A 25,967-nucleotide genomic window follows, 5' to 3' on the forward strand; every position below is an offset into this window, starting at 1 on the left:
GCAAACGAAAACCTGAGGTCCAGAGTGGCAGCCCAACCGGCACCTTTTTCCGCATTTGAATGGATGATCGCCTGGCGATATCTGCGCGCAAAACGCGCCGAGGGCGGCGTGAGCGTGATGACCTGGATCAGCCTGATTGGCATCACGCTGGCGGTGTTTGCGTTGATCGCAACGCTCTCGGTGCGCTCAGGGTTTCGGGCTGAATTTGTGGACACGATTCTGGGATCCAACGCGCATGTGACGGTCTACAGCGTCGGCACAATGAACGAGACCACGCGCCAGATTGACCGCTCTATTCCAAACTACGCCGAGATGGCCGAGCGCGTGCGCGAGGTCGAAGGCGTCACCCGCGTGGCGCCCTTGGTCAAAGGGCAGGTCATGGCAAATTCGCGTGACCTCAATGCAGGTGTGCAAGTCTTTGGAATTGCTCACGATGATCTGCTGACCTTACCGCGTATTGCCGACCCGGAAACGGGTCTGGGCGATATCGAAGCATTCAATTCAGGCAAAAATGAAGAAACTGGCTTGGCCCCGATTGCCATCGGATCAGGCGTGGCGCGAACCCTTGGGATTGGGGTGGGCGACAAGATCAAACTGATCAACCCCAACGGCGTGAAAACCGCCTTTGGCACCAACCCCCGTATCAACGCCTATGACGTGGTCTATATCTTTTCTGCCGGGCGCTATGATATCGATCAGGTGCGCGTTTACTTGGCCTTTGAAGAGGCGCAGAGCTTTTTCAACCGCGAAGGCACCGCGGACGAGCTTGAGGTCATGGTCACCGACCCTGAGGCGGTGGATGACATGAACCTGCCCCTCTTGCGCGCAGCGGGCGACGGATCACAGGTCTGGACATGGCGAGACGCCAGCGGCGGGTTCCTGCGCGCGCTGGAGGTGGAAGACAACGTGATGTTTGTCATCCTGTCGATCCTCGTGCTTATTGCCGCCATGAACATCACCAGCGGGCTGATCATGCTGGTGAAAAACAAAGGCCGGGATATTGGTATTCTGCGCACCATGGGCCTGACCGAAGGGTCTGTTTTGCGTGTCTTTTTCATTTGTGGCGCGATGACAGGTATCCTCGGCACGCTCTTTGGCGTTATTCTTGGGTGCCTTTTCGCGATTTATATCGACCCGCTCTTCAGCTTCGTGAATTACATCATGGGTGGTGGGGTCTGGGACCCGTCGATCCGGGGGATCTATAACCTGCCTGCCAAACTGCAATTCTGGGATGTGATGTCGGCCATTGGCCTGTCCCTGGGCCTGAGTTTCATCGTGACCATCTTCCCGGCAAGGCGCGCGGCGCGGATGAACCCGGTTGAGGCGCTGCGCTATGAGTGACGTCATGCTGCGCCTTGATGGGCTCTCCAAGACCTACAACAGCGGCAAGACCAATGCGGTTACCGTGCTGCAGGACGCAAAGCTTGACATCAAGGCGGGCGAGATGGTGGCGCTTGTGGCTCCCTCAGGGGCGGGAAAGTCCACGCTTTTGCACATCGCGGGCCTGCTCGATACGCCCGATACTGGCACGGTTGAGATTGGCGGCGTCAATATGACAGGGCTCAGCGACCGCCGCCGCACCATTGCACGGCGTCAGGATGTGGGCTTTGTCTATCAGTTTCACCACTTGCTGCCGGAATTTACGGCTGAGGAAAACATCGTCCTGCCGCAACTCGCCAACGGGATTGCCAAGAGCGACGCCGAGGCGCGTGCGCGCGATCTTCTGGCGCGCGTCGGCATCGCGGACCGCGCCAGCCACCGCCCCTCGGCCATGTCAGGCGGCGAACAACAGCGCGTCGCCTTTTGCCGCGCTTTGGCCAATGCCCCACGTCTTCTTTTGGCGGATGAGCCAACGGGCAATCTCGATCCGGGCACCTCGGATCAAGTGTTTGCCGCCCTGATGGACCTTGTGCGCGGCACAGGTCTCGCGGCGCTCATCGCCACACACAACCTTGAGCTGGCCGCGCGCATGGACCGGGTGGTGAAGCTCGACGGTGGTCAGGTGGTGGCGGCATAGCTGCCCAAAACAGGGGATAACATGAAACTGTCTTTGAACGAGATCGAAACCACGTCAAAAGCCGCGCTCTTGCGCCACGGCGCGGCAGATTGGGTGGCCACGGAAGTCGCTGCGGCCATTCGCGAAGCCGAAGGTTTGGGCAACAAGATCTGCGGGCTCTACTACCTCGAAAGCTATTGCCAGCAGTTGAAAACCGGTCGCGTTAAAGGTGATGCCGACCCAGAAGTCACACGCCCCCGGGCTGGAACAGTTCTTGTGGACGCCAAGTATGGCTTTGCGCAAGCCGCCTTTGCCCGGGCTTTGCCCGAGGCTTTAAAGGCCGTTGAAGAGGCCGGTGTGGCCTCTCTGGCGGTCTGCCACGCCCATACATGCACCTCTCTGGGCTATTTCACGGCCCAAATCGCGCGCGCGGGCTTCGTTGCGCTGGGTATGACCAACGCCACACCTGTTGTCGCCCCTCCAGGAGGCAAGCACCGCGTGATTGGCACCAACCCGATTTCCTTTGCTGTGCCAGACGGGCAGGGCGGTGTTGCGATGCTCTTTGATCAATCCACCACAACCGTGGCCCTGGGCAAGATCACGATGGCCAAGGCCGCAGGGCAGTCCATTCCCGAAGGCTGGGCCGTTGATGCCGATGGCCAGCCCACCACAGACCCCGAAGCGGCGCTCAAAGGGTCGCTGGTCAGCATGGGCGGCTACAAGGGGTGGGGTTTTGGTCTGATGGCTGAATTGCTGGCCTCCGGTATGACCGGAAGCCTTGCAGGCGTGGACATTGGCCCGCTCAAAGCCCCCGAAGGCGAACCCCATGATATTGGCGACTACTACCTGATTATGGATCCCGCCACATCGGGCGCGTTCTTTGATCGTCTGGCCCAAGTGGAAACGGCTGTTGCGCGGGACGCAGAAGCGCGGATTCCCGGGCAGGGGCGTCAGGTGGCCGATCCTGTGGATATCGAAGATTCCGTTTGGCAATCAGTGCGGGCACTTGCAGGTCACTAGGCCCTGCGTCAGCTGCAGCTTGTAATTGCCTGACGGCGTGCCACCTCTGGGTCCTTGCTTGAACTGCGAATGATGGCGCGGCTTTGCGAGACCGAGCACCCATCGATGGTGATCGCACGCCCACGGCGCACCGCAACAAGCACATCATAAAGTTCTGGGTCCGAAAGTTGCGTAAACTTTGAGACACTGAACCGGCGTGGAACCAAGTCCGATGGGTTGAACTCCTGCGCTTCTTCCGCCGTGGCGATGGATGCCGGAGCCGCAAGGCTGGTTGTCAAAATCGACAGGATCACACCCTTGCGGATGAATGTGTTAAAACGGGTCATGTGCTCTGCCTTTTGGATTATGCCCATGATATGGGCGCGATGCTCTCACATGCAATCCACGTTTGCGAGAGGAAAAACTCAAGCCTGTTGCGTCACGAATACACCCGCGGCCATAAGCCCAATACCCGCCGCACGTGTAAGCGACAAAGGCGAGATCGGATTGCCGAACAAGCCAAACTGGTCAATCAAAGCCGCAGAGATAAGTTGGCCAAGTAAAACGAAAAAAACTGCATTTCCCACGCCAAACCTTGGCGCGATGAAGGTGATGGAAAGCACGTAGAACGCAATCAGCACACCCCCCAAAAGCAGGTGCTTCGGAACCTTGGCGACACCCGAAATAGCCGATGGGCCATGAATCAAAAGCACCACCAGTGTGGCCAGAAACGCAACTGTGAAAAGGATCGCCGCCGCCGCGACCGGCGAGCCAAGCCGCACCCCGAGTGCGGCATTCAAAGCGGCCAGAAGAGGCACGGCAATGCCGGCAAGCAACATGACGGAAGCGTATAATGTGGTCGGCATGGGAAAGCTCCTTCGCCATTTCATGTGGGGTTTCATCTTCGTTAAATCTGATCCAGATCAAAGTGCAAAGATCAAACATGTGCATTTGCTATACCCAACACTTCCCGTGGTGCGGGAGACAGGCCCAGGTAGACGGATTGCGGGATCCCGAACCTGGGTCCTCGTCGGGCCAGGAGAGATGTTCATCAGAAAAATTGATTACCTCGGATGCCGCGCTACTTGTGCCCAAAGGAGACGCTGCATGCCCCGTTGGATGATGCACCTGAGTTTGGTCGTGGCAATCACATTGTCGCTGGCCTTGGCGGCTACAAAACCGGCTCATGCGGATGATGCGGCTCGGCAAGTGATTTCGGATCAGCTGACCGCCTTTCAGCAGGACGATTTTGCCACTGCCTTTACCTTTGCCAGCCCGATGATCAAGGGCATGTTTGGCACTTCCGAACGCTTTGGCGAAATGGTGCGCAATGGGTACCCGATGGTTTGGCGGCCATCGGAAGTAGAATTTCTGGACACACGCGATGTGGGCGGCGCGCTGGTGCAGGACGTGTTGATACGGGATGCGGATGGCGTCTACTACGAGCTTGAATATGAAATGATTGCGGGAGAGGACGGCTGGAAGATCAACGGGGTGCGCGTGCGCAGGGCCGGAGAGGGAACCGCCTGACCTGTTGATCTTTGGGCCCGTTGTGATTGAGCATTGGGAATTGCCCACGTCGTGGAAGCTGGTAGTCTCTTGATCAGACAAGGAGACGCCTCATGCTTTCGATCGATCCATCCGCAGATATTCAAACCGTCATCACCACTTTTGAGACCTCCCCCGGCGCGTGTCAGGACCTTCTGGATGAGCTGCGCGAGGCATATCAGGCGTTTATCTCCAGACAATCGGGTTTTGTGGCAGCTGGTCTGCACGTCAATGACGCACAGACGCGCATCGCCAATTACTCTCAATGGGAAAGGCGAGAGGATTTTCTCGCGATGCTGCGCAGCGACGAAATGCGTCGGCGCAATCGCAAGATCAATGAGCTTTGCAAAAGCTTTGAGCCGGTGATGTATGACGTCGCGGAGAGCTTTGGGTGAGCGAAGATATCGACACTGCGCAGGAAATGCGCGCTTTGCGCAAGGAAGTCGCGCGGCTCAACAAGCTGTCCTTTGTGCGCATTCACAACTCCATCCCAAAACTTCTGGGTTACAGCTTTGCCCGCGGCTTGGCCTTTGGCCTTGGCACCGTTCTTGGCGCGTCCGTGCTCTTGTCTCTGGTGGCCTGGTCGGTGAGCCAGGTGGAATTCCTGCCGGTGATCGGAGAATGGGCCGCCGAAATTGCCGATCAGATGGAGGCCGCACGGGAGTAGCTTTGCTGGTTTGTCATCTCAAAGGAATTCGTGGGCCAGAGGAAACCCCCGGCCCACGAACCCACCTACTACCCAATGGTCGAGCTCTCGCCAAGCTCGCCTACTCGATAAACGTCCTTGCCAGGCGGTCGCTGATGGGCTGCGCCAGGTATGAAAAGGCCGTTCTTTCACCGGTACGGACAAACAGATCCGCCGGCATGCCCGGTAGCAGGTCCAACTCGGCAACTTGCGTGGGCTGATCCGCATCAAGTTTCACACGTGCCATGTAAAACTCCTCGCCTGTGCGGTCATCCTCCAGCGCATCTGCCGAGATGTCGAAAATCTGGCCAGTAGCTTCGGGCACATCCGCCTGCGCAAACGCAGACAGACGAATTCGTGTTTGCTGACCGATTTGAAGCTTGTCGATATCCGCGGTTTTGACGCGCGCCTCGACGATAAGCTCCTGATCCGCGGGAACAATATCAAGAATAGCTTCACCTGGTCGGATCACGCCACCGGTCGTGGAAACTTCGAGATTGACCACTCGGCCGCTAGAGGGCGCAAGGATCTCAATGCGTTTGCGGCGTTCTGCAGCCCCGGCAAATTGGGGGGCAACCAGTGCAAGCTGAGCCTCGACGGCAGCTAGTTCATTGGCAATCGCCTCGTCACGTAATTTCTGGGCGCTGACTCTGGTCAGTTCCAGCTCTCGCGACTGATTTCTGGCCTGTGCGATCTGAGTGCGCAACGATGCATCAACCCCGGCCAGCCGTTCTGCTTCGACGCGGCGCGCGCTGATGCGCGGAACCGTAACGAGACCCTGATCATAAAGCTGCTGCAAACCAGCCAGCTCTTCTTTGGTGATCTCCAGTTGGCGGCGCGCAGAGTCGCGCTGCTCTTCAAGACCGATGACTTGGTCTTTCAGTCCCAAAATACGTTGAGACGCAATCTCCATTTCGGTGCGCCGCGCACGGGCTTCGGTGTCAAACAGTTGTTTTTGAGTCAAAAACGCCGTGTACCAATGCAAACGATTCACGTCAGGATGTAACTGTGCCAGAACATGCGCTTCTACAAAGCTTTCCTGGCCATTGATCTGTGCCAGAAGACGCGCGCGCCGTACGCTCAACTCCCCGAGTTGACTGCCGAGCACGTTCAGGTCGACGTCAATATCAGTGCTGTCCAGGCGGACCAGTGGCTGACCGTGTTCAACAAACTCACCGTCGGAGATTAGAATGGCGCGAATGGTGCCGCCATCGATATGTTCGACCGTTTTGCGATTGCCTTCGACCACAAAGGAGGCAGGAGCGACAACCGCGCCATCGAGTTTTGAGGCGAAGGACCAGTACAAAGCACCGCCGACAAAAGTCAGCAAGACGAAAACGCCGAATAGAACATAGCGGCCAATTTTGGGTTCATACTGCGTGTTCGGCAAAGCATGTGTGTGATCTAGATGCGCGAGAGACCGCGCCTGTGAGTGCGGGACAAGCTGTGTCATTGGATGGCTTCCTTGACAGAAGTTTCGGTTTCAGAGGCCGGCGTTTCACCAGGGGCCTGTGCGATTGTCTTTTTGGGCGGAGTCGTAAGGACGTTTTGGCGGTTCATCTGGAGCACGTCGTCCTTGTCGCCAAACTGGGCCTGTGTGCCCTGACGCATGATCAGCACCTTGTTGACCGCCTGAAGCGTAGCTGGCCGATGGGTCATCACGATGGAAATAGCACCACGATACTGCGCTGATTGGAGCGCCTGCCGCAGCGCGGCTTCGCCTTCGGCGTCGAGATCCGAGTTTGGCTCATCGAGCACCAGCACAAAAGGATCTCCATAAAGCGCTCGGGCCAGAGCCAGTCTCTGACGTTGACCGCCAGAGAGGAAAAACCCTTCGCCGATTAATGTCTCGTAGCCATCAGGCAAAGATGAGATCAACTCGTGCACCCCGGCCTCACGCGCCGCGCGCAGAACTTCGGTGTCGTCGATCTCGGTCGAAAACCGTCCAATGTTTTCGCGGATGGTGCCGTCGAACAATTCAACGTCCTGCGGCAGGAAGCCGATCATCTGGCCGAGGTCTTGCTCGTTCCATTTCGACATTGGGCTGCCGTCAAGAAGGATTTCACCGCGTTGTGGGGCCCAAATGCCGGACAGCATTTTTCCCAACGTGGTTTTGCCCGATCCACTCTGACCAATAACGGCCAGCACATCACCTGCATGAAGTTCGAAGTCGATCCCACGCAATGTCGCATTGACGGCCAGCGGTGGGCCGGCCTGACCAATTTTTACCACCATGGACTGATACGCGCGTGGCAGGCGCAGACGCTGTTCTTCTTCCTGGAACTCCTCGGTCAGATCCTTGATTTTTTTGTAAGACCCGCGCGCGGCAAGAAATGTACGCCACTGCCCGATCAACTGATCAATCGGGGCCAGCGCACGCGCCAGAACGATTGTCGCGGCAATCATTACGCCTGCGGTGGTCTCACCAGTGATTGCCAGAGCAGCACCGAGGCCGAGAATGGCGGACTGAAGGCCCATCCGGATGGTTTTGGACAGCACGGAAAAGCCAGCGATCCGGTCCGACGTAAGGGTTTTGTGGACATGCGCCTCGCGCTGGAGGTTGGCCCAACGGCGAGACAGATCACCTTTCATCCCAAGGGCATGAACCACTTCGGCATTGCGATCACTGATTTGGAAGAGTGCATCTGAGCGGCTGCGGGCCTCAGAGGCCAGTTGCATAGGTGCACGGGCGCGGACGTTGTTGATCAGGGCCATAATGGTAAGGGCAATAGCACCGGCCAACCCGAGCAGGCCCAAATAGGGATGCAATACATAAAGCACCAGAAGGTAGATCGGGATCCAGGGCGCATCAAAGAACGCGGTCAGGGTCGTGCCCGAAATGAATTCGCGGAAGCCGTTGATGTCATCGACAAGGTTGTCACCCGGAGCGCTGCGCCCATCGACCCGGCGGCGCATCGTGGCGCTGAGAACAGGCGCGCCAACATTGAGCTCGAATTTCGCGGCGAGACGATTGAGAATGCGCATCCGGATGAGGTCGAGACTTGCGGTGACAACAAATACGCCGCCTAGAAGCAAGGTCAGAGCCACCAACGTTTCCATATTCTGGCTCGTCAGAACCCGGTCGTAAACCTGAAGCATGTAGAGGGGGCCGGCGAGCATAAGAAGGTTGAGAAAGAGGCTAAAGAAGGCAACGGCGAGGAACCCTTTGCGAAGTGAGGACCAAGCGCGTTTAACGGGGCTAGGTTTCTTAAACATGGGAGATGCCTTTCATGAGTGGCGGAGGACGACGCAAGGCCGCCCTCCAGGGGTTGTTATGCAACGAAATCGTCGTCGTTCAGGTCAGAGCTGCTGACGCCGGCGAGACGCACTGAGCCTTGATCGCCGAAGCTGATGAGCGCATCGGCCCCATCCTGGCTGACGCTGACCGGGCCGCCGAAGTCAGGACCGAAGTCACCGAACTGCAGCTGGTCAAGACCGACCTGGAAATCCTGGATGAGGTCGTTGCCGAAGTTTTCGCCGAAGACGAATGTGTCAGCCCCTTCACCTCCGATCAGGATGTCATCGCCACCCTCACCGTTGATCAGATCGTCCCCATCCGCACCGTTGAGCACGTTGCTCAGGTCGCTGCCGAGGATCACGTCACCATCATCAGAGCCGATCACGTTCTCGATTGAGCTCAGAACATCGGTTTCAACCTGGTTGTCGATCACATCGAGACCGACAACACCGGTGCCGCCTGTGGCATTCACATCCAGAGTTGCGCCTGCATCCACCAGCGTGTCTTGCACAACCGGACCATTGGCTCCGGCAGGTGCATTATGCAGATGGATGGCCGAAACAACGCCCGGGATCGGGGTGTTCAGGTCCGCCTCATTGAGGCCCACAACGCTCAGCTCGGACGAGTAGACCACTTCACCAGCCTCGTTGAACGAGATGGTCAATGTGGCTTCGCCAGTGGCAAGGCTGTCAGATGTTGGGCCAGGTTCCTGTGCCGCATCCAACGATCCTGCCAGCTCGATCACACGGTCATGACCAACACCTGTGTCACTGACAACTTCCAACTGACCGCGGATTTCGCCACCCGGGAAGTCAGATGTGTGGATGTTGTAGTAAAGATTACCGGCGAGCGCCTGCTCAACGAACTGTGCCCCGTTGGCAATGGCCGAACCGAACTGACCTGGACTAACAACAGCCTGATTTGCGACAGACACGTTAAAGCCTGTGTCGCGTGTGGCCGTGCCGTTGCCGTTGGCATCCAGATTAACTGTGACCGCGACGTCGAGATCAGAGAAGTCTGCCGTGTCAATGCCGTCACCACCATCGATGAAGTCATTGCCCAGACCGCCCGTGATGACGTTGTCCGCTTCACCGGCGATGATCACGTCATCACCTGCGCCACCGACGATTTCGCCATTGGTCACTCCAAGGTCGACAAAAATGTCATCGCCGTCACTCAGCAGAACGTTGCCGTTGATTACGCCTTCGTCATCGTTGACGATGGTCACGGTGCCTGCATCCGATGCATCGATTGCATTCACGGTGCCGCGGATTTCACCTTCGTTGAGCACGGCACCCAGATGGTTCAGTCCACCATCAACACGCAGGCCAGCAGCAGCGTCTGAGCCTTCAGAACCTGCAATCAGACCTTCGTTGATCACAACACCTGCGAAAGACGCATCTTCCTGACTTGTGAAGAGACGCAGCCCGTCACCAACCTGATTTCCTTCCACCGCGTCGCCGCGACCTTGGAAGACACCGCCTTCTTCGTTGACGATCACAGCCGAGACAACGTCACCCGCTTCATCACCTGTTTGCAGCGAAACAGCAGATCCGTTGTTGCCGAGGCCTGCATCAACCGTGCCGGAGTTGGTGAAGGAATAGTTGTCAGCAGTACCATCAGCATAGACGGTGCCGTTGCGCTGGTTGCCGGTGCCAAGGATGTCGCCTTCGTTGACAACTTCCAGGCCTTCGCCATCAATGTTCAGCGCGCGGCTGTCAGACGTCACAGTGCCACGGTTCACGAAAGAACCGCCTGTGTGATCACCAGTGCCGAAGTACACGCCGTTCTGGCCGCCTTCAAACACACCACTTTCTTCGTTGACCAGCTCACCTTGGAAGTTGATGTTGTTGACGGAACGGAACGCACCGACTGTGCCATTGGCACCTTCAGAGGCCACCAGACCAGAGTTGACGATCGTTCCGTCAAACGTGCCGGAGTTGCCGACGTTCCCAATCCGGATGCCGTCGCCTGCGGCGTTGACACCAGCAGCGGCGTTGCCGCGACCTTGGATTGTACCTTCGTTGTTGAGTTCGAACGTGTTCTCACCGTCGATCTCAGCACCAAAGCCAGACCCTTCATTCCCTTCGCCCGCATCGATGACACCGGTTTCTAGGTTGTTGAAGGTAAAGTCTTGGGCTGTGCCATCGGCATAGACGGTGCCGTTACGCTGGCTGTCCGTTCCGATAATGTCACCGGCGTTGTTCACTTCCAGGCCGATGCCATCGATGTTGAACGCGCGACTATCAGACGAAATGGTTCCGCCTTCGAGGTTGTTGAACACACCACCAGTGTGATCTGCGCCTTCGCCAGCCACTGGGTTACCAAAATAAACACCGTTCTGAACACCGGAGATATCGCCGGAGTTGTTGAACTCTCCTTGGAAAGACACACCGTTTACAAAGCGAACACCGGCAACCGTGCCGTTTGCACCTTCGGAGTCGATGGTGCCTGTGTTGTTGATGACAGCGTCGGTTGTTCCAACATTGCCAACATTACCGATACGCACACCGTCGCCAGCGGCATTGGTGCCAGCTGCGGCATTGCCACGGCCCTGAATGGTGCCTGCGTTATCAAGGGTAAAGGAATTCGCCCCATCTTCTGCGTCACTGATTTCAACACCAAAGCCGGAGCCTGTGTTGTCTTCGCCAGCATCGATTGTGCCGGTGGACAGGTTGCTGACCTCAAAGTCATCCGCTGTGCCATCGGCGTAAACGGTGCCATTGCGCTGGTTGTCTGTGCCGCGGATGTCACCACCGTTGACCAGGTTGACACCCGTGCCGTCGATGTTGACCGCGCGGCTGTCGGACTGAATGGTGCCGAAGTTCAGCACATCGAGGTCGTGTTCGCCCTGACCGATGTAAAGACCATTGGCTGCACCCTCGATCACACCTGTGGACGTGTTCAGGATTTCACCTTCGGCATTTGCGCCATCAGCGATGCGGATACCACCGGCTGTGCCTTGCTCACTCTCTGACGAAATCAAACCTGCGTTCACAATCTCGGTGTCGAGGACAGCACCTTCTGCGCCATCGTCAATCCGGATGCCGTCGCCCGCCAAAGTGGTGTTAGACGCGGCCTGACCGCGACCTTGGATGACGCCACCTACGCCGTTGAAGATGTCGGTTTCAACAACGTCGCCAACCTCATCGCCAACCTGCAGCGAGATACCCGCGCCCTGGTTGTCTTCACCGGCATCGATTGTACCGCCCGAGAAGTTCGAGATCGTGATGTCTTCGGCTGTGCTGTTGGTGTAGATCGTGCCGTTGCGCTGATCACCAGTGCCGACGATGTCGCCGAAGTTGCGCACATCAATGCCTTCACCTTGGATGTCTACCGCGCGGCTGTCGGATGAGATCACGCCGCCACGGAAGTTATCGAGGCTGCCTGAGCTTTCTGGTCCGGCGAACTGCACGCCGTTGAACTCACCAGCGATTTCACCGAAGTTGCGGATGTCCGCGCTGCCGGTCACCTGAATGCCGGTCGCCAGTGCGTCTGGTCCACTGTTGGCCTCGATGCGGCCAGAACGGAAGTTGAACACATCCACGTCTTCGCCTTGCGCCTGAACAGCGGCTACGGCGTTGTTGGTTGTAATCTCACCAAAGTTCAGCAAACGCGAAAAGTCGTTCGCCAAAACAAACGCGGGCGTGTCATCCACGACTGTGCTTTGGAAGAAGTTGTTGAACAAGGTCTGACCGTCGCGGGTCGTCTCTTGTGCCAGCGACGACGACGTCAACAGACGTGCGCGCAGGCTGGATAGAAGTTGGAAAAGCATGGGTTACTCCATCATTCTTGCTTTGATATGCAGTCGCCCCTCGCAACGGGGGTTCGTACGAGCAAAGGTCTATGCAGCCGGCCTGGTCAGCAGAAATTCATGTTCCGAATTGGTCCTATAACCAACGCGAATACTCACGGGGTTCGTGAAAGAGCAGCGGCTAAAAGCGCATAAAAACCGGGGCTTAAGCCTTGTTGATATTGACGCACAGATTATTCACTGTCGTGTTTTGACAAATCCGTCAGCAAACGTGATTGCGTTGAGGGCATGTATCGCGTGTATTTTGTGCGACATGGCGGCAAAAGCGGGCCACAGCTTCGACACTCGCAACTTTCAAATCGCGAACGGATCATATGAATTTTAGAGACCTGGAATATGTTCTTGCGGTTGCACAACACGGCAACTTCAGCCAGGCAGCGGCGATCTGCAACGTCTCGCAACCTGCTCTGTCCAATCAGATCAAGAAACTGGAGCAAGAGCTCGGCGCAGATTTGTTTTTGCGCCTCAGCGGCGAAGTCCGTTTGACCGAATGCGGACAGAGCGTGGTCAAAATTGCAAAACGCATTTTGGCTGACGCGCAACAGCTCAAGGATACCGCCACGCAGTTTCGCGAACCCGAGGCGGTTCCGTTCAAAATCGGTATGACGCCAACCCTGGCACCCTATCTGACGCAGTATTTTGCGGAACTGTTCAAAGATCTTTTCCCAGGCATGAAAGTGGTGATGATAGAGGATCTGCCACACAATATGCTGCAGATGGTGGAAGATCATAAACTGGACACTGCACTGGTCGCCAAAATCAATCACACCGGTGATCTGGACTTTACGTCAATCTGGTCGGAACAGCTTTATTTGGCGATGCGGGAAAATCACCCTCTGAGTGCCCTGGAGTCAATCGCCCCAGACGACGTACCTGCGCATGACTTCATTCGACTGCCGTATTCTTTTGGATATGAGCTGGAAGCCGAACTTCCCTCTCCCGATAGTGGATCACGGATCGGGAAGCGGTTTGACCTCTCGGCCTTGCGCTTCGAAACGGTTTGTCGTCATGTCTGTCATTCAGATGATTGCACGATCGTCTCGGCCCTTGCGGCCGAACAGTTCAAGCGTGACAACTGGCCAATGAGCTTCGTGCCCTTTGAAGGACCAGGCAACCTGCGTGATCTGGGTGCCGCATCCCGCGCAAACTGCCCACGCAAACCACTGCTGATGAAGATTGGCGAGTATATCCAAAATTCGCCGCCCAAGGGGGTTACCCCGACTTTCTTTTCAGAAGCGGACTAGCGCGCAGTTTCGTCTCCAGGTCCGGTTCGTTGGGTTCTGCAAACATTAGACTGCCCAACCTTTAAGTCATCGTGCGCTCAGGAATGCCATGTCCCAACACATTGATTTGCACCGCAAGAGAATTTAGCAAGTTTCGGGTCGCGTGATGCGCCGCGTCGTGGCACACCGCCGACATGACTGACCAACCATCTCCGCGTATCACACCGATGGCCGCTCTTATGCTTCTGGCGTTGGCCGCCGTGTGGGGTGGATCGTTCTTCTTCGCCGAGATTGCCTTGCGCGAAGTGCCGCCCTTAACGATCACGCTGCACCGGGTGTTTTGGGCGGTGCCGATCCTTTTTGTCGTCGTGCGTCTCATGGGGCTACACTTGCCACGTGCGCCAAAGATCTGGGGGACCTATCTGGTGATGGGCGCGCTCAACAACGCTATTCCGTTTTCGCTCATCTTCTGGGGCCAGTTGCAGATTGAAAGCGGTTTGGCGTCGATCCTCAATGGTACAACAGCGGTGTTTGGCGCGGTGGTCGCTGGCGTGCTGCTCAAGGACGAGCCTTTGACCTTGCCCAAAATCATCGGAGCGCTTTTTGGAGTCGCCGGTGTCGCGGCAATCATGGGTGTGGATTTGCTTTCGGGGATCGACCTGCGCAACCTTGCGCAACTGGCGGTGCTGGGGGCGGCGCTCAGCTATGCATTTGCCTCTGTCTGGGGCAAAGTGGCGCTGGCCGGGCAGCCGCCGCAAATGAACGCGCTGGGCATGCTGATCGGGTCGACGATCCTGATGATCCCGGTGGCTTTGTGGGTCGATGGTGTGCCGCGCTTTGATCTTTCTGCGTCCGTTTGGGCTGCGCTTCTGGCTGTGGCGGCTTTGTCCACGGCGCTGGCCTATCTGCTCTATTTCGCCATTCTCAAACGCGCGGGTGCCGCCAATCTGATGCTGGTTACTCTGATGATCCCGCCCTTTGCCGTCGGGCTGGGCGCGGCGTTTCTTGGCGAGACCCTTGGTTCTGAGGCGTTGATCGGATTCGCCCTTATTGCCGTGGGACTTGCCGTAACGGACGGGCGCCTTTTTCGGCGTCGGACGTGACCCAGATCAAGGCGTGATCTCTGCAGATGTGGCAGGATTCATCCTGAAACATTCACAGGAGGTCCAAATGTACAATCACGTAGTCGTTCCGGTGTCTTTCGACGAAGACCGCGATGCCGCCGGAGCCATGGAAATAGCCGGGGCAGTCATGGCCGAAGGGGGCCGCATTTCACTTTTGCATGTGATCGAACAGATCCCGGCCTACGCAACCTCGTATCTGCCCGCGCACTATATGGATGACCGGCACGAAGCGATCCAGGCCGAGCTCGACAAGCTGGCCAAGGACCTGCCCAACGCCACCGGCGTGGTGGTGGATGGCCACTCGGGCCGCACCATCCTGGATTGGTCCAGCGACAATGGGGCCGACTGCATCGTTATTGCCAGCCACCGGCCCGGCATGCAGGATTTGCTGCTCGGCTCCACGGCCCATTATGTGGTGCGCCACGCCAAATGCGCGGTGCATGTGGTGCGCTGACGCAGGTGGCTTGAGTTGGGCGCGTCTCGCGCCCACATCCTTCTATAGAACAGGCAGTTTTATGGAGGATGAGAATGAAATGTCCGGTGGACGGAGAAACCCTTGTGATATCGGATCGCTCGGGCGTTGAGATCGACTATTGCCCGCAATGCCGCGGCGTGTGGCTGGATCGCGGAGAGCTGGACAAAATCATTGAACGGTCTGCCCCCGAACCGTCGCGCGCGCCCCGACGAGACGCACGAGACTGGGACGAGGACGACCGCCCACGGCGCAAGAAAAGCCGAGGCGGGTTCCTGGAAGATTTGTTCGATTTCTGAGTATTTTTAGACAGTGAAAGCCGAAAGCGTTGAGCTTTCACTGTTCAACCAAATACTCAAATTCCGACAATTGCTCCATGCCGCGCCGCGCGTTAACCTGACCGCGGGAGGGGGCATGCACAAAATCATCGCACTCTGGGCGCATCCGCGCTCAATGTCGACAGCGACAGAACGGATCATGCGTGAACGCGGGGATCTGATCTGTTTGCATGAACCGTTCATGCATGACTATTATGTGGGGCAGGGCCGCGATTTTCCCGGCTTTGAGCCCGTTGAGGGACATCCCACCGAGTATGATGGCATTCTGGCGATGATGGAGGCTGAGGCCGCCAGCCAGCCGGTGTTCTTCAAGGACATGGCCTACTATGTAGTGCCGCGCATGTTAGAGGATGTTCAGGCTCTGGGCCGGATCACGCATAGCTTTCTCATCCGCTCCCCGCTGGCCTCGATCCTGAGTTATTACAAGCTGGATCAAGGCTTTACGCTTGAGCATGTGGGGCTTGAGGCGCAGTGGCGGCTCTATGAGGCGGTGCGCGCCGCCGGCCATGAGGCCGTGGTGCTGGATGCCGAAACCGTGCGCGCCGATCCCAAGGGCACCATGCGCGCCTATTGGGCGCGGGTGGGGCTGGAATATCGCGAGGCGGCATTCGACTGGCAGGCCCCGCCGCGCGAGTGGGAGCATGTCAGCGCCTGGCATGAAGAGGCGATGACGTCCTCTGGGATCCGCACAGCCGATGCCGAGGAAATGCTGCGCAAGGAGATGGAGTTTGAGGCGCTTGCCGAAGAGGTGCCGCATCTGCGGGACTACCTGGATCACCATGCGCCGTTTTACCAGAAGCTGAGTGATGTGGCGCTGAAGGTGTGACGCTCAGGCTAGGACACAGGCGCTGACGGGTCGCAGGCACGGAAGGCGGCCAGAGGTTCAGCAATGCCTGCCAGAGGGAAAGTGACATTGGTTTCACCGGCGATGGCGGTTGTGGTGTCGTTGAACTGCAACCCATCAAGCACATTGCCAAAGCCCGTGTCGGCGACCGTCAAAGACCGCTGATCCTCGCTCAGTTGATGGCGATCCGTGCCGATGCGGCGGGCTTGTGGGCCGGTGAACTGCATCTGGAAGTTTTCGGTTTGCGGCCAAGGGGCCGTGCGCGTGACCGTCACTGTGTAAAGCGGCTGCGTCGGGTCATAGGTCAGCTCTATGGCTGCCTCGGCTGTGGCATGGCTCAACCGACAAGGCAGGCCGGGGGTGAATTCCCAGGCTTGGAGCGAGGTGGGCAAGAGGCAGAGGAGGGCGATGTGGCGCATGTTGAGGGAGGTAGGGCGGTTTGGGGTTTGGGCGAGGGAGATAAAAGAGTTGAGACGAGCGCCATGTGCAAAGTTCCAGTACTTGGCTGAATAAACGCCACGTGTGTTGCGCGAGTAGGGTGGGCATTCTGCCCACCAAGGCAACGTTTATTGTCCAAAGAGATCGAGATTCAAAAAGAGCTTTGCTTGCGTTATTTAACGACCGCCCCCGAAAAAACCATACTGGTGCGCAACTACAGAAAATTTCGTTATGGCTGAGAGGAAGTATTGTGGATGGTGGGCAGAATGCCCACCCTACGTTTGCTACCACGGTTCGTTAAACATTAGCGACTAAGACAATTGCCCCTGCAATAAAACACATGAGTGATAGTGCGACTGCAACAAACCCTAAAGTCATATATTTATCTGATATTTCGTAAGTTTCGTCTTGACCTCTTTGCGTACGATCAGCGTGACGAGCAGATAGAAAACCTAGAAGCCATGTCACTGCGGCAAAAACCACACCAAATGAGTAGATCAGCAGTACGCAGGCAATAGTCTTGGTGTTTATCAACGTTGCTAAGTCTTTGAACTGGCTCAGAACTGCAATTGCTGCGCCGCCGTTTATTGCCAGCGCGGCTGTGATTGCTCCTTTGGCATATCCTTGAGATATTTCTCTGTAGTTTGCCACTGCTGCGCTCTACCTCTTCCTTCTCTTCACATTCCCACCCCGCTGCCCAGGCCTCCCAGCTGTTGACCTTCCCTTGGCCCCATCACTGGCCGCTTCCACCGCAGACTGACGCGCCAAAGGATCATCCGCCACGGCCAGATCCACGGCCTCCAGCCGTTTGACCTCATCGCGCAGCCGCGCGGCTTCCTCAAACTCCAGGTTCTCCGCCGCCTTGCGCATTTCGGCGCGTAGACCGTCGAGATGCGCCTGCAGATTGGCGCCCACCATCGGCTTGTCGACCTTGGCGGTGACGCGGTTCATGTCGACGTCGCCTTTATAGAGACCTTGCAGGATGTCCTCGACGTTTTTCTTGATCGTGGAGGGGGTTATGCCGTGTTCTTCATTATAGGCGATTTGCTTGTCGCGGCGGCGGTTGGTTTCGCCGAGCGCACGCTCCATCGAGCCGGTGATGCGGTCGGCATACATGATCACGCGGCCATCGGCGTTGCGTGCAGCGCGCCCGATGGTCTGGATCAGCGAAGTCTCGGAGCGCAGGAATCCTTCCTTATCTGCGTCCAGAATGGCGACCAGCCCGCATTCGGGGATATCCAGCCCCTCGCGCAGCAGGTTAATCCCCACCAGAACATCAAATGCGCCAAGGCGCAGGTCGCGGAGAATCTCAATCCTTTCAATGGTATCAATGTCGGAATGCATGTAGCGCACGCGGATGCCTTGCTCGTGCAGATATTCGGTCAGATCCTCGGCCATGCGTTTGGTTAGGGTGGTGACCAGCGTGCGGTAGCCTGCCCCCGAGACGCGGCGCACCTCGTCGAGCAGATCATCGACCTGCATTTCGACCGGCCGGATTTCCACCTCGGGGTCCAGCAACCCCGTGGGCCGGATCACCTGTTCGGTGAAGACGCCGCCGGTTTGTTCAATCTCCCATTTTGCCGGAGTGGCGGACACAAAGACCGATTGCGGGCGCATGGCGTCCCATTCCTCGAACTTCAGCGGGCGATTGTCCATGCAGGACGGCAGGCGGAAGCCATGTTCGGCGAGCGTAAATTTGCGGCGATAGTCGCCCTTGTACATGCCGCCGATTTGGGGGACGGAGACGTGAGATTCATCCGCGAAAACAATGGCATGGTCGGGGATGAACTCAAAAAGCGTGGGGGGTGGTTCGCCCGGCGCACGGCCTGTGAGGTAGCGCGAATAGTTCTCGATCCCGTTGCACACGCCCGTGGCCTCAAGCATTTCCAGATCGAAATTGGTACGCTGCTCAAGGCGCTGCGCTTCGAGCAACCGGCCATCATCCACCAGTTGGTCGAGCCGCGTGCGGAGTTCTTTTTTGATGCCGATCATGGCCTGTTGCATCGTCGGTTTCGGGGTCACGTAATGCGAATTGGCGTAGACGCGGATGTGCTCGAAGCTGTCGGTTTTCTCCCCTGTCAAAGGATCGAATTCGGTAATGGATTCAAGCTCCTCCCCGAAAAAGCTCAACTTCCAGGCACGGTCTTCAAGGTGGGCAGGAAAGATCTCCAGGCTGTCGCCACGCACCCGGAATGATCCGCGCTGAAACGCTTGATCATTGCGGCGGTACTGCTGCGCCACAAGGTCGGCCATCACAGCGCGCTGATCATAGTCTGAACCGACCTTGAGGTCCTGCGTCATGGCACCGTAGGTTTCGACCGAGCCGATGCCGTAGATGCAACTGACTGAGGCCACGATGATGACGTCGTCCCGCTCCAGAAGCGCCCGCGTGGCTGAGTGGCGCATGCGGTCGATCTGTTCGTTGATCTGGGATTCTTTCTCGATATAGGTGTCCGAGCGCGGCACGTAGGCCTCGGGCTGGTAGTAGTCATAGTAGCTGACGAAGTATTCCACCGCATTATTGGGAAAGAACCCCTTGAATTCGCCGTATAATTGCGCGGCCAGCGTTTTGTTGGGAGCCAGGATGATCGCCGGGCGTTGAGTTTCCTCGATGACCTTGGCCATGGTGTAGGTTTTGCCCGTGCCGGTGGCGCCCAAGAGCACCTGATCCCGCTCGCCCTCGTTGACACCTTGCGACAGCTCGGCAATCGCCGTGGGCTGGTCGCCTGCGGGGGCAAACTCTGTCACCATCTCAAACCGCTTGCCGCCCTCCAGCTTCAGCCGGTCGCGCACATCAGGGGCTGGTGCGTGCATCAGGGCGTCGGTCTTGTCCGAATGGGCATAGGGCATGGGGTGATTCCTTTGGCTCTCACCAGAGTTGATGCCTCGGCCAGAGAGTTCAAGATGCGCTGGGGTGCCATCCAACATTGCTGACACAAAATGTCAGGGTGCGGATTTGGGTATTTGTGACAAGAAAGAAGCCGGTTTGATGGGGATTGCGCGCATTTGCGCTCTTGTGAGGGCGGGGGCAGTTGCGCTACATCCTTTAAGCGGGAAATGGAGTTTTCGAATGCCAGCACGGATCTACAAGCCAGCGCGCAACGCCATGCAATCTGGTAGTGCCAAGACCAAGCACTGGGTTTTGGAATTCGTCAATGAATCAGGCCGTGAGGTGGATCCGTTGATGGGCTGGACCAGCTCGGCAGACACGCAGACCCAGGTGCGTCTTCGCTTTGAGACCAAAGAGGCGGCGCTGGAGTATGCGCAGGACCATGGCATTGAGGCCGTGGTGAGCGAACCCAAAATCCGTAAGGCCAATATACGCAAAGGCGGTTACGGCGAAAACTTCGCAACCAGCCGGCGTGGTGCGTGGACACATTAAGGCACCTGAAACTCTCGCAATTTTGATACGGATCAAGGCTGCCTTTGGCAAACAAAGGTACACTTGGCGCATGTCAAAATGAACGGGAGAGTGCGATGGCCAATGGAACTCAAAAAACGCAAAATGCGAAACCTGTGGCAAAGGCTGCGCCTGCGGCGGCCAAGACCGTTTCGGGTACAGATGCGGAATATGGAACCTATCCTTATTCCGACAAACTGAGCCGGAGGGACTATGAAACCCAGAAAGCGCAGCTGCAGGCGGAGCTTTTGAAGGCGCAGTTGTGGGCACAGGAGAGCGGCGAGAAGTATGTATTGATTTTCGAAGGTCGTGATGCGGCGGGCAAGGGCGGCACGATCAAGCGGTTTACCGAGCATCTCAACCCCCGACAGGCGCGGGTTGTGGCGCTCAACAAACCCACCGATGAAGAAAAAGGTCAGTGGTTTTTCCAGCGTTACATCGACCATCTGCCGACGTCGGGTGAAATGGTGTTCTATGACCGCTCCTGGTACAACCGGGCCGGTGTTGAGCGGGTTATGGGGTTTTGCGAACCTGCCGAATACTTGGAATTCATGCGCCAGACGCCCGAGCTTGAGCGTATGCTGGTGCGCTCTGGCATCAAGCTTTACAAATACTGGTTTTCGGTCGGGCAGGGCGAACAGAAGCGCCGCTTTGACAGTCGCGCGACCGATCCCTTGAAACAGTGGAAGCTCAGCCCGATTGACAAGCAAAGCCTTGGCAAATGGGATGACTATACCGAAGCCAAGGAAGCGATGTTTTTCTACACCGACACTGCCGATGCGCCCTGGACGGTGATCAAGTCAAACGACAAAAAACGAGCGCGGCTGGCCTGTATGCAGCATTTCCTGAGCTCGGTTGACTATCCGGGCAAGGACCACAAGATCGTCACCGGGCCGGACCCTTTGATCGTATCTTCGGCCAGAAATGTGCTGCACAAGGCCGATCATATCCTGGGCAAGTCACTGCATCCCGAAACACGTCGCAAACAATAGCGTGATTGCGCCTATCGGGCTTGCCCGGGGGCTGCGCCCGGCATAAGTCTGAGGCCATGTTTCGTGTCTTTGCTTTGATGCTGTTGATGTGGGCTGCGCCTATGGCGCAGGCACATCCACATGTCTTTGTGGATGTCGGTCTCACGTTTGAGACAGATGCAGACGGCAACATCACTGCCGTTCAGGTGCGCTGGACATATGATGGGCTTTTCACACTCTTGGTGCTGGCGGATGGGGGCTATGACGCGGACGCGGACCTGAAGCTGACCGAAGATGAAAAAGCGGCCCTTCTGGGGTTCGAGTTGACGGACTGGCCAGAGGGGTTCGAGGGTGCCTTGTTCCTGCATTCGGGTCAGAAAAAAGTAACCTTGGGAACGCCGGAAGCCATTTCGGTTGAATTGGTGGACGGGCAGCTTGAGACAGTGCATCGACGCAGCCTGGAGCCGACAGAGGCCCATGATCTGGTCGTAGAGCCGTTTGATCCGTATTACTATGCGGCCTTGACGCTGCGATCCGTTGGCGGGTTGCCCGAGACGTGCAAGACCGCAATCACGAGACCCAATCTGGATGAAGTTACAGAGTGGGTCGCCGGTTTGGGCGATCAGTCGGGTGAATCCTTCTTCGAAGAGTTCCGCGTCGGCAAATACTACACCGATCGCCTGGAGGTGACATGCGCCACGTCGTAACGGGGGGCGCAATTGTGGTGGTTGGTCTTGCTGTCTGGCTCTGGGGCATGGGCGGATCAGATCACATCCTGAACTGGGCAACCGCCGGGCAGGAACGCGTGCAGAACGCCATGGCAGGCTATCTGCAAGAGCTACGATCCGGGAATAGCGCGGCGCTCGTCGGGCTGTGGGGCTTGTGTTTCGCCTATGGGTTTTTTCACGCGGCGGGGCCGGGACATGGGAAGCTGTTAATCGGCGGGTATGGCCTGGGCGCGCAGGTGCCTTTGACCCGTTTGAGCCTGATAGCCGTGATCTCCAGCCTCGCGCAAGCCGCTGTAGCTGTGGCGCTGGTCTATGCCGGGGTGTTTATTCTGGGGCTGTCGCGCACCGCGATGACGGATGTCTCAGACAGATGGCTGGCACCTGCCAGTTATGCCGCGATTGCAACCGTGGGCATGTGGCTTTGGCTGCGCGGGTTGCGTCACTGGCGGCAAGCGCGCAAGCCGCATCACCATGATCACCATGATCACCATGATCACCATGACGATCACGTCTGTCACACTTGCGGGCACAGCCACGCACCGGATGCAGAACATGTCACTCAGGCGCGCACGCTGCGCGATATGCTCGTGTTGATTGGGGCCATCGCCATCCGGCCCTGCACCGGGGCGCTGTTCCTGCTTATCCTGACGGTTCAGCTTGGCATCGGCATGGCGGGTGTCGTCGGCGCGTTCATCATGGGGTTGGGCACGGCCAGCGTCACCTTGGCCGTCGCCATCGCATCAGTCACCCTGCGAGATGGACTGCTGGCCCGGTTGGCCACATCCGGGCGCATTCCGCGCGCGTTGCCGCTGGTAGAGATGGCCGCAGGCGCGCTGGTGGCCATCGTCTCTTTGCAACTGATGATGCGCACGCTCTAATCGTCAAAGCAATCTTCTTGCACACATGTCAGCGCGGCTCTAGGGCTGATCTATGCAAGCTCGCCTGTCATATAGCCAACACGCCCGTGCAACGCTCAAGCTGGGCCTGCCCTTAGTGGGCAGCCATGTGGCTCAGATGGCCATCACGCTCACCGATGCGGTGATGCTGGGTTGGTACTCGGTCGAGGCGCTGGCTGCCGAAGTGCTGGGCGGGACTCTGTTTTACACACTCTTTCTGGTGGGGTCCGGCTTTGCCTGGGCGGTCATGCCGATGGTGGCCGCGGCGGCGGCGTCGGGGGATGAAACGCAGATCCGCCGCGTGGCGCGCATGGGCGGCTGGGCCTCGATGATGTTTGCGGCCCTCGTGATGCCGATCATGCTGTTTGCCGAGCCACTTTTCGTGTCCATGGGACAGGATACGGGCGTGTCGGCCTTGGCGGGGGACTATGCCGAACTGGTTGGCCTTGCGCTGATCCCGTCGCTTCTGGTGATGGTGCTGAAATCCTATCTCGCCGCGCTAGAGCGCACGCAGATTGTGCTTTGGGTAACAGTCGGGGCCGTGGGGTTGAACGTGCTGGTCAACTACGCCTTCATCTTTGGCAACTGGGGTGCACCGGAATTGGGCGTGCGGGGTGCTGCGCTGGCGTCGCTGATCACCACAAGCATCTCGTTCATCGTGCTGGCCATCTATGCCACGCGCGTGGAACCGGAACATGCGCTTTTCACCCGCATCTGGCGCCCTGACTGGGAGGCGCTGGGGCAAGTCTTTCGCCTCGGCTGGCCGATTGGGATGACAAGCCTGGCCGAAACCGGGCTCTTTGCCGCCTCAACGGTCATGATGGGTTGGCTGGGAACCATCCCGCTGGCGGCACATGGGATAGCGATGCAGGTGGCCTCAGTCACGTTCATGGTGCATCTGGGCCTCTCCAACGCGGCCACGGTGCGCACTGGCCAAGCCTTTGGGCGTGGGGATGGCCCGGGACTGCGCGATGGGGCCAAGGTGGTTCTGGGCCTGTCGATGGCTTTTGCGCTTGTCACTGTGGTGATCCTTTTGGTGATGCCAGAGCCGTTGATTTCGCTGTTCCTCGATCCCGATGAGCCAGACCGCGCGGCGGTGATTGGCGTGGGCGTAGGCCTTCTGGCGGCGGCGGCGCTCTTTCAGCTGATGGACGGAGGGCAGGTCATGGCACTTGGCCTGTTGCGCGGGGTGCAGGACACCCGTGCACCGATGATCATCGCCACGATCAGCTACTGGATCGTGGGCGTGCCGGTCTCGTATCTCTTTGGCTTCACGTGGGGATGGGGCGGCGTTGGCATCTGGCTGGGTCTGGCCGTTGGATTGGCCTTGGCGGCGGTGCTGCTCCTGGTGCGGTTCTGGGGTTGGTCGGGGCGCAATGTGGGCGCGCGGGCCTTGCAAGAGGACCCAGAGACCGCTACATAGCCGCCCTGCGGTCGCAGCCTACCCGCATTAAAAAACAAGGACCAAATCAATGGATACGATTGTGATCTGCTCTGGCGGGCTTGATTCCGTGTCGCTGGCCCACAAGGTGGCGGCGGAGCAGAATTTGCGCGTGCTTCTCTCGTTCGACTATGGCCAGCGTCACGTGAAGGAAGTCGCGTATGCCGCGGCTTGTGCCGAGCGCCTTGGCGTGCCGCATAAGGTGGTGGATATTGCGAATGTGGGTGCAGCCCTGAGCGGCTCTGCTTTGACCGATGATGTCGATGTGCCCGATGGCCATTACGCCGAAGACACGATGAAGCTCACCATCGTGCCCAACCGCAACGCAATCATGCTGACCATCGCCTTTGGCATGGCCGCCGCAGAAAAGGCAGACGCTGTCGCGGCAGCCGTGCATGGCGGGGATCATTTCATCTATCCCGACTGCCGACCCGATTTCATAAACGCGTTTCAGGCCATGCAGGATCATGCGCTGGAAGGTGTGGCCGAGATCAAGCTCTACACGCCGTTTGTTGAGATCAGCAAAGCCGACATCGTCACCGAAGGCGCGCGGCACGGCACGCCCTTTGCCGAGACGTGGTCCTGCTACAAGGGCGGCGAGGTGCATTGCGGGCGTTGCGGCACCTGCGTTGAGCGGCGCGAGGCGTTTCATCTGGCGGGGGTTGCGGATCCAACGGAGTATGCCGACTCAGAATTCTGGAAATCCGCCGTGGGGGTCGCCTGATGTACCGGATCACCAAGGAATTTCATTTATCTGCCAGTCACCAGCTGCATGGTCTGCCCGAAGATCACCAATGCGCGCGGCTGCATGGACATAACTACATCGTTGAGATTGAGATGAGGGCTGAGGATTTGAACGCCCATGGCTTTGTGCGCGACTATCTCGATCTGGCCGAGCTGAAGCGCTACATCGACGATACGCTCGATCACCGCCATCTGAACGACATTCTGGGCGATGACGGGGTGACGGCGGAACGCATGGCCAAGCATTTCTACGACTGGTGCAAATCCCGCTGGCCTGAGGTGAGTGCCGCGCGGGTGAGCGAGACGCCGAAAACCTGGGCCGAGTATCGCCCATGAGCGACACCCGCATCCGCGTCTCCGAGATTTTCGGACCGACGATCCAGGGCGAAGGGGCCTTGATCGGGCAACCGACCGTGTTCGTCCGTACGGGCGGCTGCGATTTTCGCTGCAGCTGGTGTGACAGTATGCATGCGGTGGACAATGACTATCGCGACACATGGACCCCCATGACGGCACAGGCGGTGATGGAAGAGGTGGCCGCGCTTTCGGGGGGCAAGCCCATTCTCGTGACGCTGTCTGGTGGCAATCCCGCCATCCAGCCGTTGGCCGAACTGATCCGTCTGGGACAGAGGCAGGGCTATTACTTTGCCATGGAAACCCAAGGCAGCGTGGTCAAGGACTGGTTCGAGGCGCTGGATATGCTGGTTCTGTCGCCCAAGCCGCCGTCGTCGGGGATGGAGACGAATTGGGGTCTGGTGGCCGAATGTGTAGAGGCCGGGCAGGGCACGCAGACGGTGCTGAAAATCGTGGTCTTTAACGAGGCCGATTTTGCCTATGCCCGGGACGCTGCGGCACGGTTTCCGCAGCTGCCGGTCTATCTGCAACCGGGTAATCACACACCCCCGCCGCCCGAGGATGACAGCGCCGTAGTGGATCAGGCCGGGTTGGATGCCCGCATGCGCTGGCTGGTGGATCGCGTGGCAGAGGAAAAATGGTATGACGTCCGCGTGCTGCCGCAGCTGCATGTGAGCCTCTGGGGCAACAAACGGGGCGTATAAAGGAGGATCA

Annotated in this window: 27 protein-coding genes; 19 read left to right on the forward strand and 8 right to left on the reverse strand. The window is 58.1% G+C overall.

The features are described from left to right. Positions 1–24 precede the first annotated feature (24 nt). From RZ517_RS07450 to RZ517_RS07460, 3 genes are read left to right on the forward strand one after another with little or no spacing between them, the layout of a single operon-like run. On the forward strand, positions 25–1,341 hold the full coding sequence (locus RZ517_RS07450; protein ID WP_338550821.1) for a lipoprotein-releasing ABC transporter permease subunit: 1,317 nt from the start codon (positions 25–27) through the stop codon (positions 1,339–1,341). Beyond that, on the forward strand, positions 1,334–2,017 hold the full coding sequence (locus RZ517_RS07455; RefSeq protein WP_338550822.1) for an ABC transporter ATP-binding protein: 684 nt from the start codon (positions 1,334–1,336) through the stop codon (positions 2,015–2,017). Before RZ517_RS07450 ends, RZ517_RS07455 begins: the two co-directional genes overlap by 8 nt. A gap of 21 nt (positions 2,018–2,038) precedes the next feature. Then, complete coding sequence (locus RZ517_RS07460) at positions 2,039–3,016, forward strand: Ldh family oxidoreductase (RefSeq protein ID WP_338550823.1); 978 nt, start codon at positions 2,039–2,041, stop codon at positions 3,014–3,016. An 8-nt stretch (positions 3,017–3,024) separates the two neighbouring features. On the opposite strand, the gene RZ517_RS07465 is transcribed toward RZ517_RS07460, so the two are convergent. Both RZ517_RS07465 and RZ517_RS07470 read right to left on the reverse strand, forming a co-directional pair. Further along, the gene (locus tag RZ517_RS07465) at positions 3,025–3,342 is read right to left on the reverse strand and encodes a hypothetical protein (protein ID WP_338550824.1); all 318 of its coding nucleotides are present in this window, start codon (positions 3,340–3,342) and stop codon (positions 3,025–3,027) included. A gap of 78 nt (positions 3,343–3,420) precedes the next feature. Continuing rightward, positions 3,421–3,861, reverse strand: a complete 441-nt coding sequence (locus tag RZ517_RS07470) for a DMT family transporter (RefSeq protein ID WP_338550825.1) — start codon at positions 3,859–3,861, stop codon at positions 3,421–3,423. A gap of 241 nt (positions 3,862–4,102) precedes the next feature. Between RZ517_RS07470 and RZ517_RS07475 the strand changes: the two genes are divergently transcribed. The 3 genes from RZ517_RS07475 to RZ517_RS07485 all read left to right on the forward strand — a co-directional run bounded on the left by RZ517_RS07475 (position 4,103) and on the right by RZ517_RS07485 (position 5,210). Then, positions 4,103–4,525, forward strand: coding sequence for a DUF4864 domain-containing protein (locus RZ517_RS07475; protein ID WP_338550826.1), 423 nt, complete (start codon positions 4,103–4,105; stop codon positions 4,523–4,525). Between the two features lie 92 nt (positions 4,526–4,617). Beyond that, on the forward strand, positions 4,618–4,938 hold the full coding sequence (locus tag RZ517_RS07480; protein WP_338550827.1) for an antibiotic biosynthesis monooxygenase family protein: 321 nt from the start codon (positions 4,618–4,620) through the stop codon (positions 4,936–4,938). Then, the gene (locus RZ517_RS07485; protein ID WP_338550828.1) at positions 4,935–5,210 is read left to right on the forward strand and encodes a DUF5665 domain-containing protein; all 276 of its coding nucleotides are present in this window, start codon (positions 4,935–4,937) and stop codon (positions 5,208–5,210) included. The genes RZ517_RS07480 and RZ517_RS07485 overlap by 4 nt, the downstream gene beginning before the upstream one ends. Positions 5,211–5,310: 100 nt before the next feature. Here the strand turns inward: RZ517_RS07485 and RZ517_RS07490 are convergent, their stop codons facing one another. The 3 genes from RZ517_RS07490 to RZ517_RS07500 are packed head-to-tail and all read right to left on the reverse strand — an operon-like array spanning position 5,311 to position 12,241. Next, positions 5,311–6,681, reverse strand: a complete 1,371-nt coding sequence (locus RZ517_RS07490) for an HlyD family type I secretion periplasmic adaptor subunit (RefSeq protein ID WP_338550829.1) — start codon at positions 6,679–6,681, stop codon at positions 5,311–5,313. Continuing rightward, complete coding sequence (locus RZ517_RS07495) at positions 6,678–8,444, reverse strand: type I secretion system permease/ATPase (RefSeq protein WP_338550830.1); 1,767 nt, start codon at positions 8,442–8,444, stop codon at positions 6,678–6,680. Before RZ517_RS07495 ends, RZ517_RS07490 begins: the two co-directional genes overlap by 4 nt. A gap of 56 nt (positions 8,445–8,500) precedes the next feature. Further along, the gene (locus tag RZ517_RS07500; protein ID WP_338550831.1) at positions 8,501–12,241 is read right to left on the reverse strand and encodes a CHRD domain-containing protein; all 3,741 of its coding nucleotides are present in this window, start codon (positions 12,239–12,241) and stop codon (positions 8,501–8,503) included. Between the two features lie 353 nt (positions 12,242–12,594). Here RZ517_RS07500 and RZ517_RS07505 point away from each other — a divergent pair, with 353 nt between their 5' ends. The 5 genes from RZ517_RS07505 (at position 12,595) to RZ517_RS07525 (ending at position 16,263) form a co-directional block, all read left to right on the forward strand. Further along, a complete protein-coding gene (locus RZ517_RS07505) occupies positions 12,595–13,524 on the forward strand; it encodes a LysR family transcriptional regulator (protein WP_338550832.1) in 930 nt (309 codons plus the stop codon). A 173-nt stretch (positions 13,525–13,697) separates the two neighbouring features. Next, the gene (locus RZ517_RS07510; RefSeq protein ID WP_338550833.1) at positions 13,698–14,606 is read left to right on the forward strand and encodes a DMT family transporter; all 909 of its coding nucleotides are present in this window, start codon (positions 13,698–13,700) and stop codon (positions 14,604–14,606) included. Positions 14,607–14,673: 67 nt separating this feature from the next. After that, positions 14,674–15,081 (forward strand): universal stress protein, encoded by a 408-nt coding sequence (locus RZ517_RS07515; RefSeq protein WP_338550834.1) that lies wholly within the window; start codon positions 14,674–14,676, stop codon positions 15,079–15,081. Between the two features lie 74 nt (positions 15,082–15,155). Further along, positions 15,156–15,398, forward strand: a complete 243-nt coding sequence (locus RZ517_RS07520) for a zf-TFIIB domain-containing protein (RefSeq protein WP_338550835.1) — start codon at positions 15,156–15,158, stop codon at positions 15,396–15,398. A gap of 115 nt (positions 15,399–15,513) precedes the next feature. Beyond that, positions 15,514–16,263 (forward strand): hypothetical protein, encoded by a 750-nt coding sequence (locus RZ517_RS07525; RefSeq protein WP_338550836.1) that lies wholly within the window; start codon positions 15,514–15,516, stop codon positions 16,261–16,263. Positions 16,264–16,271: 8 nt separating this feature from the next. Here the strand turns inward: RZ517_RS07525 and RZ517_RS07530 are convergent, their stop codons facing one another. The 3 genes from RZ517_RS07530 to uvrB all read right to left on the reverse strand — a co-directional run bounded on the left by RZ517_RS07530 (position 16,272) and on the right by uvrB (position 19,569). Further along, the gene (locus RZ517_RS07530; RefSeq protein WP_338550837.1) at positions 16,272–16,700 is read right to left on the reverse strand and encodes a hypothetical protein; all 429 of its coding nucleotides are present in this window, start codon (positions 16,698–16,700) and stop codon (positions 16,272–16,274) included. Positions 16,701–17,016: 316 nt separating this feature from the next. Then, positions 17,017–17,370, reverse strand: coding sequence for a hypothetical protein (locus RZ517_RS07535; RefSeq protein WP_338550838.1), 354 nt, complete (start codon positions 17,368–17,370; stop codon positions 17,017–17,019). 9 nt (positions 17,371–17,379) lie between these two features. Beyond that, positions 17,380–19,569 (reverse strand): excinuclease ABC subunit UvrB, encoded by a 2,190-nt coding sequence (uvrB, locus tag RZ517_RS07540; protein WP_338550839.1) that lies wholly within the window; start codon positions 19,567–19,569, stop codon positions 17,380–17,382. A 220-nt stretch (positions 19,570–19,789) separates the two neighbouring features. Between uvrB and RZ517_RS07545 the strand changes: the two genes are divergently transcribed. From RZ517_RS07545 to queE, 8 genes are all read left to right on the forward strand, one after another. Beyond that, positions 19,790–20,101 (forward strand): ETC complex I subunit, encoded by a 312-nt coding sequence (locus tag RZ517_RS07545; RefSeq protein WP_338550840.1) that lies wholly within the window; start codon positions 19,790–19,792, stop codon positions 20,099–20,101. A gap of 95 nt (positions 20,102–20,196) precedes the next feature. After that, complete coding sequence (ppk2, locus tag RZ517_RS07550; RefSeq protein WP_338550841.1) at positions 20,197–21,111, forward strand: polyphosphate kinase 2; 915 nt, start codon at positions 20,197–20,199, stop codon at positions 21,109–21,111. Positions 21,112–21,167: 56 nt separating this feature from the next. Then, complete coding sequence (locus RZ517_RS07555; protein WP_338550842.1) at positions 21,168–21,797, forward strand: DUF1007 family protein; 630 nt, start codon at positions 21,168–21,170, stop codon at positions 21,795–21,797. After that, a complete protein-coding gene (locus tag RZ517_RS07560; protein ID WP_338550843.1) occupies positions 21,782–22,696 on the forward strand; it encodes a nickel/cobalt transporter in 915 nt (304 codons plus the stop codon). The genes RZ517_RS07555 and RZ517_RS07560 overlap by 16 nt, the downstream gene beginning before the upstream one ends. 52 nt (positions 22,697–22,748) lie before the next feature. After that, the gene (locus RZ517_RS07565) at positions 22,749–24,137 is read left to right on the forward strand and encodes an MATE family efflux transporter (RefSeq protein ID WP_338550844.1); all 1,389 of its coding nucleotides are present in this window, start codon (positions 22,749–22,751) and stop codon (positions 24,135–24,137) included. Positions 24,138–24,186: 49 nt separating this feature from the next. Then, positions 24,187–24,879, forward strand: a complete 693-nt coding sequence (gene queC, locus RZ517_RS07570) for a 7-cyano-7-deazaguanine synthase QueC (protein ID WP_338550845.1) — start codon at positions 24,187–24,189, stop codon at positions 24,877–24,879. Then, the gene (gene queD, locus RZ517_RS07575; RefSeq protein ID WP_338550846.1) at positions 24,879–25,235 is read left to right on the forward strand and encodes a 6-carboxytetrahydropterin synthase QueD; all 357 of its coding nucleotides are present in this window, start codon (positions 24,879–24,881) and stop codon (positions 25,233–25,235) included. The genes queC and queD overlap by 1 nt, the downstream gene beginning before the upstream one ends. Next, positions 25,232–25,957, forward strand: coding sequence for a 7-carboxy-7-deazaguanine synthase QueE (queE, locus tag RZ517_RS07580; RefSeq protein WP_338550847.1), 726 nt, complete (start codon positions 25,232–25,234; stop codon positions 25,955–25,957). Before queD ends, queE begins: the two co-directional genes overlap by 4 nt. The last annotated feature ends 10 nt before the right edge of the window (positions 25,958–25,967 follow it).

It is taken from the genome of Roseovarius sp. S88 (assembly GCF_037023735.1).
Classification (GTDB): Bacteria; Pseudomonadota; Alphaproteobacteria; order Rhodobacterales; family Rhodobacteraceae; genus Roseovarius; species Roseovarius phycicola.

Coding starts and splice junctions, on each gene's coding strand:
- RZ517_RS07455 (WP_338550822.1), top strand. CDS start 1,334: ATGAGTGACGTCATGCTGCGCCTTGATGGGCTCTCCAAGACCTACAAC.
- RZ517_RS07460 (WP_338550823.1), top strand. CDS start 2,039: ATGAAACTGTCTTTGAACGAGATCGAAACCACGTCAAAAGCCGCGCTC.
- RZ517_RS07465 (WP_338550824.1), bottom strand. CDS start 3,342: ATGACCCGTTTTAACACATTCATCCGCAAGGGTGTGATCCTGTCGATT.
- RZ517_RS07470 (WP_338550825.1), bottom strand. CDS start 3,861: ATGCCGACCACATTATACGCTTCCGTCATGTTGCTTGCCGGCATTGCC.
- RZ517_RS07475 (WP_338550826.1), top strand. CDS start 4,103: ATGCCCCGTTGGATGATGCACCTGAGTTTGGTCGTGGCAATCACATTG.
- RZ517_RS07480 (WP_338550827.1), top strand. CDS start 4,618: ATGCTTTCGATCGATCCATCCGCAGATATTCAAACCGTCATCACCACT.
- RZ517_RS07490 (WP_338550829.1), bottom strand. CDS start 6,681: ATGACACAGCTTGTCCCGCACTCACAGGCGCGGTCTCTCGCGCATCTA.
- RZ517_RS07495 (WP_338550830.1), bottom strand. CDS start 8,444: ATGTTTAAGAAACCTAGCCCCGTTAAACGCGCTTGGTCCTCACTTCGC.
- RZ517_RS07500 (WP_338550831.1), bottom strand. CDS start 12,241: ATGCTTTTCCAACTTCTATCCAGCCTGCGCGCACGTCTGTTGACGTCG.
- RZ517_RS07505 (WP_338550832.1), top strand. CDS start 12,595: ATGAATTTTAGAGACCTGGAATATGTTCTTGCGGTTGCACAACACGGC.
- RZ517_RS07510 (WP_338550833.1), top strand. CDS start 13,698: ATGACTGACCAACCATCTCCGCGTATCACACCGATGGCCGCTCTTATG.
- RZ517_RS07515 (WP_338550834.1), top strand. CDS start 14,674: ATGTACAATCACGTAGTCGTTCCGGTGTCTTTCGACGAAGACCGCGAT.
- RZ517_RS07520 (WP_338550835.1), top strand. CDS start 15,156: ATGAAATGTCCGGTGGACGGAGAAACCCTTGTGATATCGGATCGCTCG.
- RZ517_RS07525 (WP_338550836.1), top strand. CDS start 15,514: ATGCACAAAATCATCGCACTCTGGGCGCATCCGCGCTCAATGTCGACA.
- RZ517_RS07530 (WP_338550837.1), bottom strand. CDS start 16,700: ATGCGCCACATCGCCCTCCTCTGCCTCTTGCCCACCTCGCTCCAAGCC.
- uvrB (WP_338550839.1), bottom strand. CDS start 19,569: ATGCCCTATGCCCATTCGGACAAGACCGACGCCCTGATGCACGCACCA.
- RZ517_RS07545 (WP_338550840.1), top strand. CDS start 19,790: ATGCCAGCACGGATCTACAAGCCAGCGCGCAACGCCATGCAATCTGGT.
- ppk2 (WP_338550841.1), top strand. CDS start 20,197: ATGGCCAATGGAACTCAAAAAACGCAAAATGCGAAACCTGTGGCAAAG.
- RZ517_RS07555 (WP_338550842.1), top strand. CDS start 21,168: ATGTTTCGTGTCTTTGCTTTGATGCTGTTGATGTGGGCTGCGCCTATG.
- RZ517_RS07560 (WP_338550843.1), top strand. CDS start 21,782: ATGCGCCACGTCGTAACGGGGGGCGCAATTGTGGTGGTTGGTCTTGCT.
- RZ517_RS07565 (WP_338550844.1), top strand. CDS start 22,749: ATGCAAGCTCGCCTGTCATATAGCCAACACGCCCGTGCAACGCTCAAG.
- queC (WP_338550845.1), top strand. CDS start 24,187: ATGGATACGATTGTGATCTGCTCTGGCGGGCTTGATTCCGTGTCGCTG.
- queD (WP_338550846.1), top strand. CDS start 24,879: ATGTACCGGATCACCAAGGAATTTCATTTATCTGCCAGTCACCAGCTG.
- queE (WP_338550847.1), top strand. CDS start 25,232: ATGAGCGACACCCGCATCCGCGTCTCCGAGATTTTCGGACCGACGATC.